The following is an 18,862-nucleotide window of genomic DNA, read 5'->3' as shown; positions in this document are numbered from 1 at the left end:
TGTGGAGCTGCTGTTCTATATCATCCAGTTTGTGCTTCACCTGCTCGTTGCAGGCGGACTCTGGCTGCTGGTCAAGCCGCTGATCGAGCGGCATCTATGGCAGTGGGGGCAAAAGCTGGATCTGCGTATGAACATGCGGATGAGCTTGTTCGGCAAAAGGGTCAGCAGCGCAAAGAGGAAAATGTGGCTGTACCGCCATCTGGATGATCTGCTGTATTTTGCCCATAAGCGATATGAGCCGGGTAGTAGTGTGCTGCGCTTCGTCACCCGTTCGGGGATGCTATTCCTCGGGGTATTCCTATCGAGTCTGCTGACTCTTAAAGAGCTGCCGGGGCAGATGAGCTTCAGCAATCCTTTTCTGGAAGGCATGGTGTTAAATGACGGCGCACCTGTGCAGAATGCCTGGCGGCTCCCCTTGTTCCTGGCGATTCTCTCGGCTTGTATTCCTTATCTGCGGATGAGATATACCTATGCCCAGCGCAAGGTGCGGGGAAGCTACGATCTGCTTGATGTGATCAAAATCGCCACCAAATTCACGCATTTGTCTGCGGATTCCATTTTGTCCAAGACCAGTGACTTGCTGCCGGTGGAGAATGTGCTAAAGACGCCTTTGAGGCTGCTGGGGACAGCATTCGCTGGCTATAGTAATGAACGGGAGCTGAATGAGGAAGCCGGGCGTTTTGCCGGAGCGATTGGCACGACGTTTGCCGTTGAATTCGTATCGGACCTGCTCTATTGCGAGAAGGAGGGCACCCGTTATCTCAAAAGCTCACTCATGACGCTTAACCGCTCAATGGAGCTGCAACGGGAGACCATTCTGACGGTAAAGGCCAGCAGCAGGGATGCGATCAGCCTGGGACTGTACGGTAATCTGATTGTGCTGGTATCTTCGGTGGGAACGTTCATGTACATGCTGAAGCCGGATGTGTATTTCAAATTGCAGTTCGAGACAACGATTGGACTTACATTTATGATGGTGATCCTTACGGGCCTATTCATCTCGTTCATGATCAGTACCATCCTAGCCAGACCCAGACTGGACTACCATTAAGGTGATGAATGATGGATAGATTACTACTTTTGATAGCTGTAACAGGTGTTGTGTATCTTGCCTTACTGGTCTTTGTCAGTAGCAGCAGCCGTCAGGAACGGTATGTGCTCCGTCTGGGCCAGCAGTGGAAGGCCTTCGGTGAACGTGTGCACAATGAGCGGTTGCAGCAATTGCTGGACCAGAGCGGACTCTCTATATCCGCAGCCAAAATCACATTATTCCGATATTCGGCGGCCTTTCTCTATCTGCTGGTTCAGGCAACGGGAGATTTCGTACGCTCAGAGCGAATGTCCATATACGATCCTCTGATTGCGCTGCTGATTCTCGTAATTACCAGTCCGCAGCGGGTGCTGCCATTTGGCTGGGTACTAAGCTGGCTGCATCAGAAGACACTGATTCAAAAAGACGGGGAGCTGATCTCCTTCATCCGCCTTTATGAGAACAATCGGCTGCGCAAGCGGGGGTATGTGGAATTTGGAGCCTTCTGCGCCGGGACGGCCAACCATTTCAGTTACATCCGCCAGGATCTGTATGAGCTTTCGGAGCGGGCGGTGGATGAGGGGACGGAGCGGGCCATTGAATGGTTTTGCAGCAAATTCCCCGAGAACCACATGTTTATCAACGATATCCGCTCGATTCTGCTTGCGACAGAAGGGATGGATGATGACCATGAAGCAGCGAAGTATCTGCAGGAGCAAGGCAAAATTATCACCAAAATCTCAAGTGACCAATATCTGAAGAAGTGGTCCTTTATCGGGGATATTTCCACGATCATCAATGTTGTTCCATCAATCGCTACCTTTCTGATGATTGTGTCGCTGGCGATGCAGTACATTATGCTGATCAAAGGGAATTTTAACGGCGTAGGGATGTTCCAATGACCAGTTCGGGCAGGCTCACAGCAAAAAAAGAACCAAATGAAAAATTTGTTATATTCAAGAAGCCATTTAAAATATAAAATCAAAAGGGAGATATTTACAATGAAAAAAGACGCTATTTCTACGGGTATGTTTATCGCAATCGGGTTCCTGTGTGTGGCTATCGTAATTGCTGTATTGATTCCGGTAGTACGGGACGTAGTGGATAAAGCGGCTAAAAGCAAGCCTGATATCCCGGCCGTTAGTATGATTCAGCCCGCAGATTCTGTGGAGGCGGCAGTAACGTGCACAATTCCTGGTCCTTGGGTTTAACAGAGATGAAGAAGGACTCGATTTCCATCGCGCTGTTTCTGGCTATTGGCTTTGTAATTGCCGGGATTTTTATCGCTGGGGCTACAAGCATTATCGGCGGCAGCCAGGATGATATTATCACCCATGTCAAAGCTGTCGAGAAGTATTAAAAGGAGGCGCTGCGCTTGAAGGCAACCGTCCTCCGGGCCTTGTTCATGTGGCTGGTGCTGTTTATTATCCTGCAGCCGATTTTTACGTACATCGATTATCTGCTCGATCTGCAGGTCAAAGCCAATACCTCGTATATTACGCAAAAGGCGGCGACAGAAGGGATGGTCACTGCCTCCATGAAGGCTGAGGTCATTTCGAACCTGAAGGCTGTAGGATTTCCAGAAGGCTCGATTAAAATAACCAGCGGAACAGAAGTGATCCTTGAGCGCAAACAGCGGATTGATGTATATGTGACTGCGCCGCGGGTGAACCTGTTCCCCTACAATTTCTCCGGCATATCCCAGCCGACACAGTACTATGGGCATGGCTCGATCATGAGTGAATATCTCGATTAATTAAGGGATGAAGCTAACCTATGGATTATATTATTAAGCTGGCCTTTGTCCTGTTGATCTTTATTTATTCCTGGTTTTTTCAGATTCAGAATCAGGAATGGGACCAGGTGCGCAGCATGCTTAAGGATGCCAATAATATGGCTGTCCATGACGCATCACAGGAGTTGAACGAAGCAGCGAGGGCCCACGGCCGTCTGGTCATTGATCCCGCTGAGGCCTATGCCACCTTCCGCCACACCCTGCAGAGTAATCTGGGACTGGATGACGGCTTATCCCCCTTAGCGGGGAGCCGGCTTCAGGCTCAAGTGAAGATCGTCAAGTTCGACATCGTGGATGAATCAACGGGCACTACTTTTCCGCTGCTCTATGAGGACACTACTTACGGTATCACCAAATACATACAAGGTCCTTCGGTCATCGCCGTTATTCAAACGCAGCACCCGGTGCTGATCTCTAGAAGCAAGGTTCAAGAGGCTATCACAGTACCGGCAGTTCAGGAATATAGGATAAATCGATAAATGCATCCGGCTGGTGAAAGTGCGAAAATATGAAAACTAGGGAGAGGTAATTATGACGAAGTTGAAGATCAGCAAGACAATAGCGGGGAAAACAGCAGTAAAAGCTTTTCTGGCAGTGGCCTTGTTGGCAGGTCCGGCTGCTGTTCTAGCGGGGGATGTTAGTGCTGCGGGGGTGAAGGCTACGGCGGCTCCAGTAATGACAGATAACTTGGCTAAATTCGGACTGAAGAAGGCAATGGACCTGCCAGTCACTCTTGAATCGGAAGGATTGAGTTATACACTTCATAAGATTATGATATATGATTTTAAGTCTCCGGAGGTGAAGAAGCTTCAGAAGATGTATGGGTTTCAGAATTCTACAGGCAGTATTGATAGTCCTAAATATTTAATTTGGACAAAAATTACTTTAGCCAATAATACAAACAAAACTATGCATGGTGGCGGCAGCGATATCCAGAGACTTATTCCCTTAACGTTCAAAGATGGTCAAATCACTGATACGATATGGCCACGAAAATACGCATCTAAAACGAATAGTAAAGAAGCGCTATGGACTTATAACCTGAAACCTGGTGAGAAAATCACTTCATATCTTGCATATGTTTATGCTGGTGAATTTGATTATTTTGCTATTCGTATGTTGTATGGCAAAAATTTTGTTGAAAAGTATGTGGCTTCTGAATGAGACTAATAAAAAAAGTAATAATCTATATGATGATTTTAGTTTTGATTACTACTACGTTCTCTAAACCTAAGACTGTGAGCGCAGCGGAAGTGAAAAGTGCAGCAATAGCAATCCCGGCAAACACAGGACTAATTGGTGACGATAACGCTGCTAAATCTTATACGTTGGATCTGCCTAGCGGTGTGACTGCTGCTTCAATTAATACAAGTACTTTGAAATACACAGGAAGTAATAATTTGAACGGAAGTATAAAGCTTGAAAATGGGAAAATCAGTCTTAAACTTAATGGGGTGGCAAATACAAAGACGCTCTCTAACCTTAATGGTTATCAGGCATCATATGAAGCGTACTTTTTAGCTAATCCAAGTAACTCTATCTGGCGATACTCTGACGGGCGGCGCTGGCAAATAAATGAGTACGATGAAAATACAAATGGTATGAAAACTAAAGATTTGCCTGGAGAAGACAACGGCACACCATCGGCACGGCCACCAAGAGTTGTTGTTTCGGCTGGTCCTGCCCAGGACATGCAGTATATCAAATGGTACGACGGAGCGAAAACTAATAGTATTGATGCGAAATATATTATATCAAACACTATTACACCAGTTTTTTATGGAAAAAATTCCTCCACTTATATTAAAGAGGGTGGACCAAAATTTAAAAATGGCAGAGTAATAGTAAATTATGCAATCCCATATTATGTGAATTCACTAGGGGAAACAGTAGAACAGTCATATACAAATCAAGATGCAGATGCAAGTCATCCTCTTTTGGGACATGCTCAAGGAAGAAAGTACGAAGTCAATGTTTACTACTCCTATAGAGCCGACGCCAAAGTTCCAACCTACAGCTACAGCGGCAGCGTATCCTTCAGCTACACGCCCATTACCGAACCTACACTTGACGGCAGCGTGAGCGTAATGAAGCCTTCCCCCAATCCAACCAAGTTTGAGGGGAAGGACACTGAGGTATCCTTGAGAGTCAAGGGAGACCTTTTGGCTTACAATAATTCATCTAACATCGAGGAATGGATATTTTATGCGAAGGAGACTGGCTCTAGTGATGTGAAGACAAAGAAGGATTACGGTAAGGTTCTGAATAGCACACAGACCTTCGATAATTTTGTCATCCCGAAGAGCAGGGGAAGTAATGTAAAGCAAGAGTATACCCTTACCGTTACCGTGCGGTTCGCAAAACCGGTAGTGACCGGGAATGGCACAGTTTCATCACTGTCCAAAACGATGAAGGCAACCGTAGAAATCTCAGATTCTCCTGTCCCTACAACACCTCCATCAGCCAATAGCAACAAGCCGCCTAAAGCCGTACTTGATGTGTCTGAAGAGGTCATGGCAGGGGAAGAAACCTTGATCTATGGTAAAGATTCATATGATCCAGACGGAACGATTGTAGATTATAAGTACAATACCCCTGGAGCTGTGGAGCCGGTTAGCGGACCCTTCGGCTGGACTTGGTATCCACTAAGCGCCCTCGGCCAGCATTCCGTGCGCCTAACCGTAACTGATAATGGAGGACTGACCGGATCAACCAGTGCGAAAATCAACGTCATTCAGCCAGTTCCTCATGCGGAAATTGCTGTCAGGGGGACAAAAAAAGAAAACAGGAAAGTAACACTATTGAGTAAGAGCCTAAGCCCGGAGCACTACCCTATTGATGAGACCAAGACGCAGTGGGCGATTTCCCCTGTTTCCGGTGGTACTGCCGCAGATATTAAATACTTGGGAAATCTCTCAGGGATGAACTCCAAAGATGTATTGTTTAAGAAGCCTGGGACGTATAAGGCTACTCTCACCGTAACTAACACTGCGGGCTTTGGGGATTCCACCAGTATGACCTTTGACATTATTCCGGATGAGCCGCCGGTCGTTTATTTTTCTGCCCCGGGAAAGATCTACCGTGATCCAGCGAATGGGAACCAGGCGGTTGCAGCCTTAACCGATATGTCCTTTTCTCCAGACTATGATTTTTTGGCCCACCGAAAATGGGAATATCGTTATGATGCTGAGAATGATGGAGATTTCTCCAATAACCCATGGGTCCCGTTTAATGATGGCAACTTCACTACTCTGAATTTGATTTTATATGAAGTAGGACGATATGAAGTACGGCTTACTGTAACAGAAGAGTTTGACCAGCCAACTATCGATGAATTTGTAACGGCAGCCGATCGTAGATCAAAAGACTCTTACAGTAGTGTGCCAGCACAGCCCTTGGCGGAACGAGTGATTGAGGTTTATAACCGCGCTCCAGTCGTGGACTGGTCATGGTAGGGGAAGGAGTGACGAAATATGAGATCATTGATTATGCGGATTAAGATCCTAATCCTAATCATCACATTGTCGTTGACGGGAATGATGACGGAACGGGCAGCAGCGGCTGGGGAAGTGATCGAGTTTAATGATGTTGAGGTTCCTGCCGTGCATTTAGAGGCGCAAAGTGATGGTGGGGGGGGGATCGCTATGCAATTGGATATCCCTGCCTATGAATTTACGAATGTCAGATGGAATCAGGTAACAGGCGATGTGGAAGTGAATGTTTCACCTAATTATTTAAATGGTAGATGGACAAGTCAACGAAATGCGCTGGAGCCAACCGCATATAACGGAAAACCTCACGGCTACGCGAATCAAGTTTCGTTGAAATTCCATATCTTTTATAATAATCAGGATTGGGTTCGGTCGAGTGTAAATTCAGGTTATTCCACAGGACCAGTGGGGGCCAACGGTGATACTTCTCCGTCGTATACCTTAAATAGATTTCCAGATTTAACTTATGAATCCACTTGTAGATCTGAGCAAGGGTATGATTATCAGTGTTATCCGGGCATTTCCCCGTACTTTAAAGAGAATTCTGGGGGGATGAAGCCAACAGCTATTGGTATTGAAACGGAAGTACATGAATTTTACTTTATCAAGCATAACCCGTTCAACGACTGGGATAATGAGTATTACAAAGGTTATAGCATCAAGGATTACCGGGTATTCCCCTTAAACATCAATAAAAAACCGAATCTCACCCTGACCTCCCAACCGAACCAAACGGTGATCAACGATACCGGGTTAAGCACGTACAACCTGGAAGGATACATACAAGACCCGGATAACGATACCGTCGATGTCATAGCCGAGATCCCGAACGTGTTCTACAAGAAGATCACCATAGCAAATACAGGATCTGCGAAAAATTTCACCATTCCCATCGATGTCTTAAATGAGGGAATCCCGCCGGGGTGGTACAACGTCAATGTGAAGGTCGTCGATCCGTTCAACCTGAAGGCGGAAGCCTCAACTTCCTTTAGTGTGACCAACCGGCTGAGGAACAAAGCCTTCTTCCTTATTAATAGTCCGATTGATATCAGTACCTCCTATACCGATTATGAGAATGACGGCAAATTTGCAGAGCGGTACCGGTATGATCAGGACCCTGCTATTTTTGACAACTCCATGGGGATGATCTGGGACAGCGGATTGTGGCGGGAAAGCAAGTATCCGTCATTTCCCTTCAGCGGCGCTTACACGGCTACCTTTCAAGCGAAGGATAATCCGAAGGGTGATGACCGGTTTGACAATTACCGTATGTGGAGCCGCGACAACTTATCCAGCATGACGTTCATGATCCACCGGAAGCCGGTTGCCTTATTCTCAGCGAAGCTGATAGGCGGCACGCTGCATCTCACAGACAGCTCTTATGATCTGGACCATATGTCCAGTCCTACCAAGGGGCTGGTGACCTGGCAGTGGCAATGGCGTAAAGCCGGGGATGAAGTGTGGACGGAGGGACAGCCACCTGCACAGCTTCCATCGGGCAAAGCCCATGAGATCCGGCTGCGTGTCCGGGACATCGATGGTCCTAACGGCCTCGGGGTTTGGAGTGACTGGATGCAGCAGAGTGTGGGCAGTGCAGCCAACCTACCGCCGGTCGCCTTGTTCACAGTGAGTCCAACCCATGTCTCATACCGCAAGGCAACCACTATTATTGATAAGTCCTTTGACCCGGATAATGATCCGCTTGATCTGTATTCCTGGACGGTTATAAAAGACGGCTGGCAGAAGGTGTGGAGTCATTCGGGCGGTGCAACGGTACCCCCAAACATCGCGGCCTTCGGCGTGGGCTCTTACCAGCTTAATCTGCAGGTTCACGATAACCGCGGGCTCTGGTCGAATGTGTACAGCCAAACCGTGCAGGTCATTAATCATCCGCCTGCGGCCAGCTTTACGATGCCAAGTGAGGTCTACCGGGATACGGTCATCAGCTTGAATAATTTGACGCCCGATCCGGATGAAGACGGAGATAATTTGCAGTATGGCTGGTATACCAAGCTTAACAATGATCCTTATTACTGGCGGGGGAGCAACCGGAATCAGGTATTCAGGGTGCAGGACGTACTCAATGATTATGGGATTTCTGCTCAAAAAGCCATCTCTGACGGCTGGGAAATGAGACTGAACGCAACGGATGGATATCTGTATTCCTATGCCACCCAGATGTTCAGCGTCAAAAACCATGTTCCTACAGCGGCAATCAACGGTCCGGCAGCGGTCAATCAATACGATACCCATACCTTCACTTCCTCTGATGTGGATGAAGATATAGCCGATCAGAGCAGCTTGAAGTATTACTGGCGGGTAACGGGAAGCGATCATAAGATCACACTTTTCCAGACTCCGAGTATCTTTCTTACCTTTGATGAACTAGGAACCTATACGCTGGAGCATTGGGCTGTAGACCAGATTGGAGACAAGTCGAACATAGCTACACTTAAGGTAACGGTTAAAGAAAACATGGCTCCTGGCATGACCCTTACGTATCCTGCAGGGACGGTTAACAACCCTACGATTATCGATGCGGAAAAAGAAGGAGATCCGCTGATCAAGTGGACCTACTCCGACCCGGAGAACGATCCGCAGGAGAGCTACCGGCTGGAGTTCTTTACGAAGGACGGGCTGCTAGCCAAAACGGTAGAGAACGCCGACAGTTCGGGCTCAGTACGCCAGTATCAATTGCCGGATCAATCGCTGGACCGATTCCTGCTCTATACCGTTCAGGGACGGACATTCTCCAAACGGAAGTGGTCTGAAATCTCCAACGAAAAAGCCTTCATTATCGACAATCCGCCTAAGCCGGGATTCACCCTCATTACGGATACCGGAAAAGATGCGGCGAAGGTACCGATTTACCGGACGGATGTTCTAAACATCCAAAGCACAGCAACGGACGCGGATATTCCGAAGGGGGACGCCATAAGCCATCAGTATTTCCTGAAGCCGGCAGGTGGAACAGAGGCGCTCTTTAACACACAAAGCAATTTCACCAAGCAGTTCACTTCTAACGGAACCTTCGCCCTGCGGCAGGTTGTCACAGATTCATTGGGGCTGTACCGGGAGCTTATTCAAAATATTACGGTAGTAAACCGGCTCCCTGTGGTGAACATCACTTACCCGGCGAGTACGGTGTACACCAGCCCAACCATTGTAAGCACCCTTACGCCAGTTATTAAATGGGATTATCAAGATGAAGACGGAGATTCGCAGCAACGCTTCAAGGTTCGCATCATTGATCTGACGAGTGGTCAGATTATCGGCTCGGGAGAACAGTATTCCAGCAACAAGCAGTGGCAGGTGCCGGCTGGCAGACTCGTGGAGAACATGAGGTATGGTGTGGAAGTAGAAGCCTATGACGGCTTTGAATGGAGTAAGGTCTCCCCTAAGAAATTCATGATGGTTAACCTGCTTAGCATTAAGGGGGCTGTCCGTCATACGGAGGAGTGGAATGGCAACCGTCAGGCATACAATATTAAGCAGAGCGGCTCGCCTGAAAGTCCGCGGGGGTATAGTGTCTATTGGGCTGGCGAGAAATTCGTGCTGCAGGGATCAGCTACCGGACTGCCGGATACCGTGCAAGTCACAATGACCGGAGGATACACGGCTGCGCTGAGCCCGACCGGGAGCGATAAGACCATGTGGACAGGTGAGCTGGCTGACCCATCGTTCGAACAGCTGCCGGATGGTCCGGTTACTTTTACCTTCACCGCAACCAATGAGTATCAGACCAAGGTGGATACAGTGGCGGTAACGATTCTCGGAGATTGGACAGAATATTATCAGAGCCATCGTGTAAAATAACGCGGGTTGCAATCCTTGTGCCTTATACTTCTGCCATAATTTTATGTTTTACTAGGCATTAAGCGGGCGGAGGGTGATCGTTCAGACGATTCCCTCGGTCCGTTCTTCATGCAGCAGCAGCCTTGGGACTGCAAAATCTGGCGGATTAGTAGCTTGGGGGTTATGTAGACTGGAACCTAGCAGGGCCGCAGAATGACTCCGGTGCATATAGTAGGAGAGTTTGCCGCTGAATATTTTGTGAGCGCATAGAGATAAAGCGAAATCCTCCGGGGTCACGAAGCAGGAGGGCTTGGCTACCGGATGAACGGTAGTTTCCTCCAATACAGAGGCGACGAACTGGGAACAGAAATAGGCGTTATCACGGTCAATCCGGATGTTCAGCAGCACACCGACCAGACCGAGCAGGTGATATTTATAACGCTCCTGATTCTGCATCATACCCTGGACATGGTTATACATCGTGTTGTATTCTTCTTCACTGACTCTAAGCTGGTAGATGGCACAGTCTGCACTGTTATAGAACGGATGGATGAAGTTCTCATGGATCAGTCCGGCGATAAAAGGGTTGTACACTTTTTTCCGGCCGAAGCTGTAGACCTCGCGGAGCTCACTGTCAAAAGCAATCGAGGCATGATTCAGCTCCGCTTTGGTGAACCATTTAATAATTCCGCTGAAGGCCGTGCCTGTTCCGGTCAGCACAATATAAATATCTCTGTTTGTAGTCATCTTCCGACTTCCTTCCTTCTGGAAATTATGGATAATTCGGATAAAATTCCGCTGAGGTACTTCCATCTTACTGTATAAACCCGCTTTGTAAAACAAACTTTAGTCTTAATTAGTAACTAGACTTAAGGCTAAGTCTCTGCATTCCTGTCGTGCATCTTCAAGAGCGCCGTAAATCTGGCTTAGGAGTGTATAGACCCGGCAGAAGCCGCTAAACATAAGCTACAGCAAAAACAATTGGAAATGCTTCCACTTCCGTGATACAATAATAGTCAAAATGACATTCTTGATTCGAGGAGGATTATTGTAATGACTGAACAAGCAAAAGATCAAGCCATTCATAAAGAAGAAAACTCAACGGTGGACAACCTGGCCATCACTACAATCCGTACACTTGCCATTGATGCCATTGAAAAGGCAAACTCCGGACATCCGGGTATGCCGATGGGCTCCGCACCTATGGGGTACCAATTGTTCGCCAAGACGATGAATCATAACCCGGACCACCCGACTTGGGTCAACCGTGACCGTTTCGTGTTGTCTGCCGGACATGGCTCCATGCTCCTCTACAGTTTGCTGCACCTAAGCGGCTATGATCTGCCTATGGAAGAATTGAAGCAGTTCCGCCAATGGGGCAGTTTAACTCCGGGACATCCGGAAGTTGGCCACACTGCCGGTGTAGATGCGACAACCGGTCCGCTTGGACAAGGTATCGGTATGGCTGTAGGTATGGCAATGGCTGAAGCTCAGCTGGGTGCCACTTACAATAAAGATGAACATAACGTAATTGACCATTATACGTACGCCATCTGCGGCGACGGCGATTTGATGGAAGGGATCTCTTCCGAGTCTGCTTCACTTGCCGGACACCTGAAGCTGGGCAAGCTGATTGTAATGTACGATTCGAATGATATCTCCCTCGACGGCAAGCTGAACCTTGCATTCTCCGAGAATGTTGCCAAGCGGTTCGAAGCTTACGGCTGGCAGGTTCTGCGCGTAGAAGACGGTAACGATCTTCCTGCACTGGCTAAGGCTCTTGAAGAGGCTCAGGCAGACAGCAGCAAACCGACACTGATCGAAGTGAAGACTGTCATCGGCTACGGCAGCCCGAACAAGCAAGGTAAAGGCGGCCACGGCGGGACTCATGGCTCCCCGCTGGGTGCTGATGAAACGAAGCTGACGAAGGCGTACTACAAATGGGTATATGAAGAAGATTTCTATGTACCGGATGAAGTCCGCGCCAGCTTTGCTGAAGTGAAGGCCAAAGGAATCGCCGCCAACAAGGCATGGGACGATAAATTTGCAGCCTACAAAAAAGCATACCCTGAGCTTGCTGCACAGCTCGAAACTGCACTGAACGGTGAGCTTCCTGCAGGCTGGGATGCTAATCTGCCCTTCTACAAAGCAGAAGACAAAGCTGTATCTACCCGTGTGGCTTCCGGTAATGCACTGAACGGACTGACTGGCGGTATCCCGCAGTTGGTTGGGGGTTCTGCCGATCTGGAGAGCTCGACCATGACGCACTTGAACGGTCTGTCCCAGTTCACCTCCGAATCCTATGACGGCCGTAATATCTACTTCGGCGTACGTGAATTCGGTATGGCCGCAGCTATGAATGGTATTGCACTGCACAGCGGTCTTAAGGTATTCGGCGGTACGTTCTTCGTATTCACAGATTACCTGCGTCCGGCTGTCCGTCTGGCTTCCATTATGAAGCTGCCGGTAACCTATGTGCTTACTCATGACAGTATTGCTGTCGGTGAAGACGGTCCTACCCATGAGCCGATTGAACAGCTTGCTTCCCTGCGTATCATTCCAGGTCTTACGGTCATTCGTCCGGCTGACGCCAACGAAACCTCAGCAGCTTGGGCATACGCTATGGAGAACACCGCTAATCCGGTAGCACTGGTACTGACCCGTCAGAACCTGCCGATCCTGGCTGGAACCGTAGACGGTGTGCGCGATAACATCAAACGCGGCGGATATGTGGTATCTGATTCCAAGAACGGCACTCCGCAGGCACAGATCATTGCTACAGGCTCTGAAGTACAGCTGGCGGTTAAGGCTCAGGCTGCGCTTGCCGAAGAAGGCATTGATGTTCGTGTAATCAGCTTGCCGAGCTGGGATCTGTTCGAGAAGCAGGATAAGGCATACCGCGATTCCGTTATCCTGCCTGAAGTGAAGGCCCGCCTGGCCATCGAAATGGCGCAATCCTTCGGCTGGGAACGTTATACAGGCGATCAGGGCGACATTCTGGGAATCACTACCTTCGGCGCTTCCGCCCCTGGCGACACTGTAATCAGAGAATATGGCTTCACTGTAGAAAATGTAGTCAGCCGTGTAAAAGCGCTGCTATAATAGACGGATCTAACAAGTTGAAACGGCTTTGCCGTCCTTTCTAAAGGACGGTACCGTTTCAGCGAGAAATAGAAGGATAATTTATAGTGTGAAACCTATAAATTCTTATATTTGAACAAAGGGGAGAATAAGCAGATGAGTCAGTTCACCAACGCGACAATTCAAAAAGCAGCCAATATTTATTACGACGGAAAAGTGACCAGCCGTACAGTTACTCTGGAAGACGGCACTAAGGTGACACTCGGCATTATGCTGCCTGGCGTATACGAATTCGGCACAGAGGGCCCTGAGACGATGGAGATTCTCTCCGGCAAGCTCAAGGTGCTGCTTCCCGGCACTGAAGTGTGGAAGGACATTGACGGAGCGGAGACCTTCCATGTTCCCGGCAACTCCAAATTTGCCCTGGAAGTATTCGTATTAACTGATTATTGCTGTTCTTACCCGATTGTATAAAATAAAGAATTGGAACGCAGGAATCCCCTGGCAGCTTCGGCTGCCGGGGGATTTTTTTGTAGACAGACCATCATTCCTTAAGACGCGGGAGCACAAATACACAATTCGACAAAAGATGAAGCTATTTAATCTATTATTGACGAAATAGGTATATTCTCATATACTTCCACTATCCATTTGGGGAACTGGCACATTCTGCTAGGAATGATAGAGGAGATGAGAGGTTGGGAAAGTCAAGCTTTTGCAAGGAAATACATAAGCTTACGTTGTTATGGTTCGGCTGTTTAATACTATTAGGGCTGTTATTTGTACCTGCAGGAATGACCTATGCATCGGCAAATATAGTGAATCCAAATCAGGTCTATTCCTATACTGTTATGCAAAGGGATATTGAGAGTCTAGTGACGCGATACCCTGATCTGGTATCATCCGAATCGTTGGGAGTGACTGCTTATGGGCGGCAGCTATGGGCAGTGAAGCTGGGGCGGGGAGAATCGGCGCTGTTCCTTAACGGTTCTCACCATGCCAGAGAATGGATGACCAGCAGTCTTTTGATGAAAATGATAGATTCGTACGCCCAGGCCTATGATAACAATGAGACGATAGGCGGTTATAACGTACGCCGTTTACTGGATGAAGTCAGCATCTGGTTCGTGCCGATGGTCAATCCGGATGGAGTTACCCTGTCCCAGCAGGGTACAGCAGGACTGTCAGCAGATGTGGCTCAAATGCTGCGTCAATATAACGGAAACAGCAGCAATTTCAACCGTTGGAAGGCGAACATGCAAGGCCTTGACCTAAACCGTCAATATCCGGCGAACTGGAAGGGCATAAAGAATGCCAGCTCATACCCGTGGTATCAGAATTATAAGGGGAAGAAGCCGGGAGAGGCTGCGGAAGTGCAGATGATGATGAATTTCACAGAGCGGATTGATCCGGAGGTGACTATTTCCTATCATAGCTCCGGGGAGATTATATTTTGGCATTTCAATACGATTAATAGCAGTCTGAACCGGGACAAGACGATAGCCAGATCCCTTGCCGGTCTGACCGGTTATTCTCTGGTAGCTCCCGAGAAGAATCCTTCGGGTGGCGGATATAAGGATTGGTTCATCCAGGAGTACCGCCGTCCGGGGTTCACCATTGAGATTGCAAGCTATGCGGGGGAAGGCAGCGTTCCCTTGAAACAGTTCAATGGCATCTGGTCCGAGAATAAAGCGGTTGGCTTATATTCTGCCGGACAATCCTATTCGTTATGGCTGGCTAAGCAGAAGGCACAATATCTTCAAGAATCCATGGATCTGCTGGCTGAAACAGAACTGTACGCGAATATAGGGGCTTCGGCTGGAGGTGCACGTATTCTACCGCAAAAGCTTCATGTTATTGCCCGGAAGGGTGACTGGTATCAGGTTCAGGCAGCGGAGGGCCTGGGATGGATTCATCCATCTCCCGGAAAGCTCGCTGTAATTGAGCAAATCTCGGCGAATGCCAGCTGGAGCAATCGTATACCGGCTTATCAATATCCGGATGCTTACTCACCGAAAGTGACCTTCATCGATCCGCAGACTATGGCGATATCGGGAAGATATGGGACCTGGCTGCGGGCTTCTGCTCCGGGCGGGGACTGGTGGATAGACGGACGTAAAGTAACGATTACATGGCCTGAGAAGGCAGAGAATTCAATCCCGGCAACCGATAGCGGATTACCAGAAGAAGAGCAGCCTGAGGCTGCTGAGGGTACTCTGTAATCCTGCACCAGTGCGCTACTGCAACACAAAGGCACAGCCGATAAATCCGGCTGTGCCTGGGCAATCATGCAATCTAGTATAGCATCTATTCCTTATCCCCAGAGCCGCCGATCTTCCGGCCGATCCAGTCTTCGTAGGATTTGACCACAGCGTAGAGGTCCTCGTCGCCGTAGCCGTGGTTGAAGCCTGCCTGGAACATGCTCTTGGCTACGCCGAGCATAGATATTTAAAACGAATATTGAAACTCATGGAGTAACCAAAGTTGAAGAAATAGGTAAAAAAGACGACATCCATTCGGAGAAACCGAATAGCGTCGTCTTTTTGATGCGTTTTTTACTTTGTCTATGAAAAGTTAGTTTTCAGTGGCCTCGGATAACTTTGGGGTGCTTTTTTTGCATTGTCAGCTCCCCGTGCTTTTGTAATGCCTCACGCCTATGCGCCAGACCAGCAGAGACACTCCGAGGAAGGCAGCTCCGGAGGGGAGCGAGAGGAAGCCCAGCCACCGGGGGTAATCCCAGCCGCAGACGGTGGCGGCCGGATAGAAGCTGATGAACAGCATGGGGAGCACGAAGCTGAACACTGATTTTAGCATCCGCGGCATATAGGGCTCCGGGCAGCGGGTAATCTGGTAGCTGGCATTGGTCAGCAGAAAGATCCAGTCCAGCCCTTTGATAGTGAAAAAAGCTAGCCCTGAGGTTAGCACGAACACTCCGCAGTACATCAGACAGCCTCCGGCCAGCGCCATCGCCAGAATGCCGAGCCTTCCGGGCGTCAGGGGAACGCCGAGCTGTCCCAGCGCCCAGCCCGCCGCACAGATCCCTGTAAACGGCCGGACCAGCCGGTGCAGATGGAATCTGGAGGCGGCAACCTGCACGAACAGGGACCGTGGACGGAGCAGCAGCCGGTCGAAATCGCCGGAGCGCAGCAGATGCCAAGGGAAATAATCAAAGCCGCGGCATAGACTCTCGGCAAGTCCGAAGGAGGCTACCGCCAGTGAGTAGACCAGAATGATATGGGCCACGGTCCATTCGCCCACATTACCAAAGCGGGAGAACAACAAGACGGTGGCGATGGGATCAGTGACTACCACGGTGAGCACCTGAATCAGCATCAGCCACCAGCCCTTATATTCCATGCCGGACAGCAGATGCATCCGCAAGTATTTGCAATAAATTTTACCTTCAGCAAGCATTCGTTATTCTCACCCTCCCTGGACGATAATGTTATGCAGTCTGCGCTTCATGATCATCCGGCCCGCCGCGATAAAGATAAGGCTCCAGAGGAGCTGTAAGCCGATGCCGGGCAATGCGGCAGCAGGAGCCACGCTGCCTATATATAGCTGCAGAGGGATGTCGGCGAATCCGCCAAACGGCTGCAGGTACAGGAAGGTCTGCATGAAATCAGGCCAGAGACGCAGGGGAAGATAGGTTCCGGACAGTATGCCGCTTAGCAGAAGAAGCATATAGGTCGGTCCATCCCCCCAAGTGATATTCAGCCGGATCGCAGTCACAAACATAGCGAAGGCCGAGCACAGCACAAACGCCATAACCACCGACAGCAGGAAATAGAATAGTGCAGGCAGGGAGGCGGGTCCACCTAGGGCATATCCGGCAGGCATCAGGAGCCCGGCCATTATGGTAGCCAGCCCCCTCATCCAACTGGTGCCGAGCTTGCCGGCCGAGCTTTTAACAAACCAGTGGGTGTACAGGTTCATGGGCCGGCACAGCTCAATACCGACGTCGCCGTTGTTGATTTTTCCCATAATTTCGCTGTCGATGTTCATACTCTGGAGTACAAACAGACCCTGGGCCAGCCAAACATAGGATATGGCCTGAGGAAGGCTGAGTCCGTTATTGTTCCAGGAGCCATTGTCGCTGTATGTATAGAACACGGTGAACAGCACACATTCTATAAGCGCCCAGAACACACTGACCATCGTGCCTGATATGGCGGACACCCGGTACTGGAGCCCTTCAGCCATGCGGATTCGGAAGAGGGAGCTGCAGGCCCGGCATGTATTTCTAAAGTTCATTGTGCACCTCCTGATGGGCTGATGGGCTTAACCCAAAGCCAAGTCATTGTACATAGCCGCAATCATCGCATCCGTGTTCACTTTCATGACGACCTCCGGCGCATATTTCTGCTGCAGACCTGATAGCTGCCCGTCATAGAGCAGTTGTCCGTGCCCGATCACCATGACCCGCTGGCATAATGCCTCAATATCGTCCATATCGTGTGTGGTCAGCAGCATCGTAATCCCGTACTTACGGTTCTCTTCCTTTAGAAAATTGCGCAAAGCCAGCTTGGATACCGCATCGAGTCCGATGGTTGGCTCATCCAGAAAGAGAAGCTTCGGCCGGTGCAGCAGCGCAGCTACCAGCTCACAGCGCATCCGCTGCCCGAGCGAAAGCTGTCTCACCGGGGTCCTTAAGAGCGCTTCCACACCAAGTGTTGCCGATAACTCGGATAGTCTTAAGCGGTAGTCTCCTGGGGGGATCGCATAAATATCCTTTAGTACATCAAAAGAGTCTGCCACCGGAACATCCCACCATAACTGTGAGCGCTGGCCAAACACAACGCCGATCTTGGATACATGCTCTACGCGGTGCTTCCATGGAATCTTGCCCAAGATGGTGCATTCTCCGCTGTCGGGTGTCAGGATGCCGCTCATTATCTTGACGGAGGTGGATTTGCCGGCGCCGTTCGGGCCAATATAACCTACCAGTTCACCCTCTTCAATATCAAAGCTGATGCCGCCGAGCGCGTCCACCCGGGTAACATTCCGCATAAACGCTCCTCTCAGTAGCCCCCACTTTCCTTCGGGCCGTTTGTACACCTTGAAGCTTTTGCGGATATCTCTCAGTCTGATTTGCATATCAGTCGCCTCCTTCGCGCAGAAGATCATATCATTAGGGGAGGAGAGGGGGACAGCCGCGTCGGAGGCCTTCTTGATCCTTGCTGCCCGGCTGACAGGGGGGGAATCATTTATTTTCTTCATTTTCCATAAAAATGCTTGTTATGTTGACATTTCTGTGCTATATTAATTTTATAGTTAACGCAAGGAAAACGTATGTTTTTTTGTATATGTACTGTAAAATAAACTTCTCGTACCGGTGATGAAATCATCGGTATTTTTGCGTTCTCGCCCTAATTAGACGGCCTTGCCATGAATGCAAAGAAAGGTGCCCTGGAATTCCAGGGCACCTTTTTCTATGGGATGCGGGCTGAATGTATGCGGAAAACCGAACACAATAGGCTGGGCGTTGACCCGTGGTCAAAATGTATGCGAAAAACAGGCATGACAAGACAGAGGCCTTGTCACCCCCAGGAATGAAAATAAGCGGGTGGCATCCGTCGCATCCATTCTAAATGAGGCTGTAGTCGTCAACACTACATATACAAATCAAAGGGCGGAAACGGTTACTGGGATACACCCCGTGCGAAAAAC

Annotated in this window: 17 protein-coding genes; 12 read left to right on the top strand and 5 right to left on the bottom strand. The window is 49.3% G+C overall.

The features are described from left to right. Position 1 precedes the first annotated feature (1 nt). The 9 genes from C162_RS20015 (at position 2) to C162_RS19980 (ending at position 10,132) form a co-directional block, all read left to right on the top strand. Positions 2-1,051, top strand: coding sequence for a hypothetical protein (locus C162_RS20015; protein ID WP_036696936.1), 1,050 nt, complete (start codon positions 2-4; stop codon positions 1,049-1,051). An 11-nt stretch (positions 1,052-1,062) separates the two neighbouring features. Continuing rightward, on the top strand, positions 1,063-1,932 hold the full coding sequence (locus tag C162_RS20010; protein ID WP_156949665.1) for a hypothetical protein: 870 nt from the start codon (positions 1,063-1,065) through the stop codon (positions 1,930-1,932). 99 nt (positions 1,933-2,031) lie between these two features. Next, positions 2,032-2,241 (top strand): hypothetical protein, encoded by a 210-nt coding sequence (locus C162_RS20005; protein WP_036696933.1) that lies wholly within the window; start codon positions 2,032-2,034, stop codon positions 2,239-2,241. A gap of 5 nt (positions 2,242-2,246) precedes the next feature. After that, positions 2,247-2,390: a hypothetical protein gene (locus C162_RS36045; RefSeq protein WP_162174480.1), complete on the top strand. Its 144-nt coding sequence runs from the start codon at positions 2,247-2,249 to the stop codon at positions 2,388-2,390. A gap of 15 nt (positions 2,391-2,405) precedes the next feature. Beyond that, positions 2,406-2,786, top strand: a complete 381-nt coding sequence (locus C162_RS20000) for a hypothetical protein (protein WP_036696931.1) — start codon at positions 2,406-2,408, stop codon at positions 2,784-2,786. A gap of 20 nt (positions 2,787-2,806) precedes the next feature. Continuing rightward, complete coding sequence (locus tag C162_RS19995) at positions 2,807-3,304, top strand: hypothetical protein (protein ID WP_036696930.1); 498 nt, start codon at positions 2,807-2,809, stop codon at positions 3,302-3,304. 52 nt (positions 3,305-3,356) lie between these two features. Next, the gene (locus C162_RS19990) at positions 3,357-3,989 is read left to right on the top strand and encodes a hypothetical protein (protein WP_036696928.1); all 633 of its coding nucleotides are present in this window, start codon (positions 3,357-3,359) and stop codon (positions 3,987-3,989) included. After that, complete coding sequence (locus C162_RS19985) at positions 3,986-6,280, top strand: hypothetical protein (RefSeq protein ID WP_036696925.1); 2,295 nt, start codon at positions 3,986-3,988, stop codon at positions 6,278-6,280. The genes C162_RS19990 and C162_RS19985 overlap by 4 nt, the downstream gene beginning before the upstream one ends. Before the next feature lie 588 nt (positions 6,281-6,868). After that, positions 6,869-10,132, top strand: a complete 3,264-nt coding sequence (locus C162_RS19980) for a hypothetical protein (RefSeq protein WP_036696924.1) — start codon at positions 6,869-6,871, stop codon at positions 10,130-10,132. A gap of 81 nt (positions 10,133-10,213) precedes the next feature. Here the strand turns inward: C162_RS19980 and C162_RS19975 are convergent, their stop codons facing one another. After that, positions 10,214-10,858 carry a hypothetical protein gene (locus tag C162_RS19975; protein WP_179090481.1) on the bottom strand — a complete coding sequence of 215 codons (645 nt, stop codon included), beginning with the start codon at positions 10,856-10,858 and terminating at the stop codon, positions 10,214-10,216. Between the two features lie 306 nt (positions 10,859-11,164). Here C162_RS19975 and tkt point away from each other — a divergent pair, with 306 nt between their 5' ends. The 3 genes from tkt (at position 11,165) to C162_RS19960 (ending at position 15,414) form a co-directional block, all read left to right on the top strand. Beyond that, entirely contained in the window at positions 11,165-13,213 is a 2,049-nt protein-coding gene (gene tkt, locus C162_RS19970) for a transketolase (RefSeq protein ID WP_036696921.1), read from the top strand. 135 nt (positions 13,214-13,348) lie between these two features. After that, on the top strand, positions 13,349-13,666 hold the full coding sequence (ppnP, locus tag C162_RS19965; RefSeq protein WP_036696917.1) for a pyrimidine/purine nucleoside phosphorylase: 318 nt from the start codon (positions 13,349-13,351) through the stop codon (positions 13,664-13,666). Between the two features lie 320 nt (positions 13,667-13,986). After that, complete coding sequence (locus C162_RS19960; protein WP_084648986.1) at positions 13,987-15,414, top strand: M14 family zinc carboxypeptidase; 1,428 nt, start codon at positions 13,987-13,989, stop codon at positions 15,412-15,414. Positions 15,415-15,499: 85 nt separating this feature from the next. On the opposite strand, the gene C162_RS36040 is transcribed toward C162_RS19960, so the two are convergent. The 4 genes from C162_RS36040 to C162_RS19945 all read right to left on the bottom strand — a co-directional run bounded on the left by C162_RS36040 (position 15,500) and on the right by C162_RS19945 (position 18,289). Further along, positions 15,500-15,634 carry a hypothetical protein gene (locus C162_RS36040; protein WP_442792457.1) on the bottom strand — a complete coding sequence of 45 codons (135 nt, stop codon included), beginning with the start codon at positions 15,632-15,634 and terminating at the stop codon, positions 15,500-15,502. 180 nt (positions 15,635-15,814) lie between these two features. Next, positions 15,815-16,606, bottom strand: coding sequence for an ABC transporter permease (locus tag C162_RS19955; RefSeq protein ID WP_036696916.1), 792 nt, complete (start codon positions 16,604-16,606; stop codon positions 15,815-15,817). Between the two features lie 9 nt (positions 16,607-16,615). Then, entirely contained in the window at positions 16,616-17,446 is an 831-nt protein-coding gene (locus tag C162_RS19950; protein ID WP_036696915.1) for an ABC transporter permease, read from the bottom strand. A 27-nt stretch (positions 17,447-17,473) separates the two neighbouring features. After that, positions 17,474-18,289 (bottom strand): ABC transporter ATP-binding protein, encoded by an 816-nt coding sequence (locus C162_RS19945; protein WP_235218478.1) that lies wholly within the window; start codon positions 18,287-18,289, stop codon positions 17,474-17,476. Between the last annotated feature and the right edge of the window lie 573 nt (positions 18,290-18,862).

Source organism: Paenibacillus sp. FSL R7-269 (genome assembly GCF_000517865.1).
GTDB lineage: Bacteria > Bacillota > Bacilli > Paenibacillales > Paenibacillaceae > Paenibacillus_AQ.
Note: the sequence above shows the minus strand (reverse complement) of the source record. Positions and strands in the feature narration are given on the sequence as shown.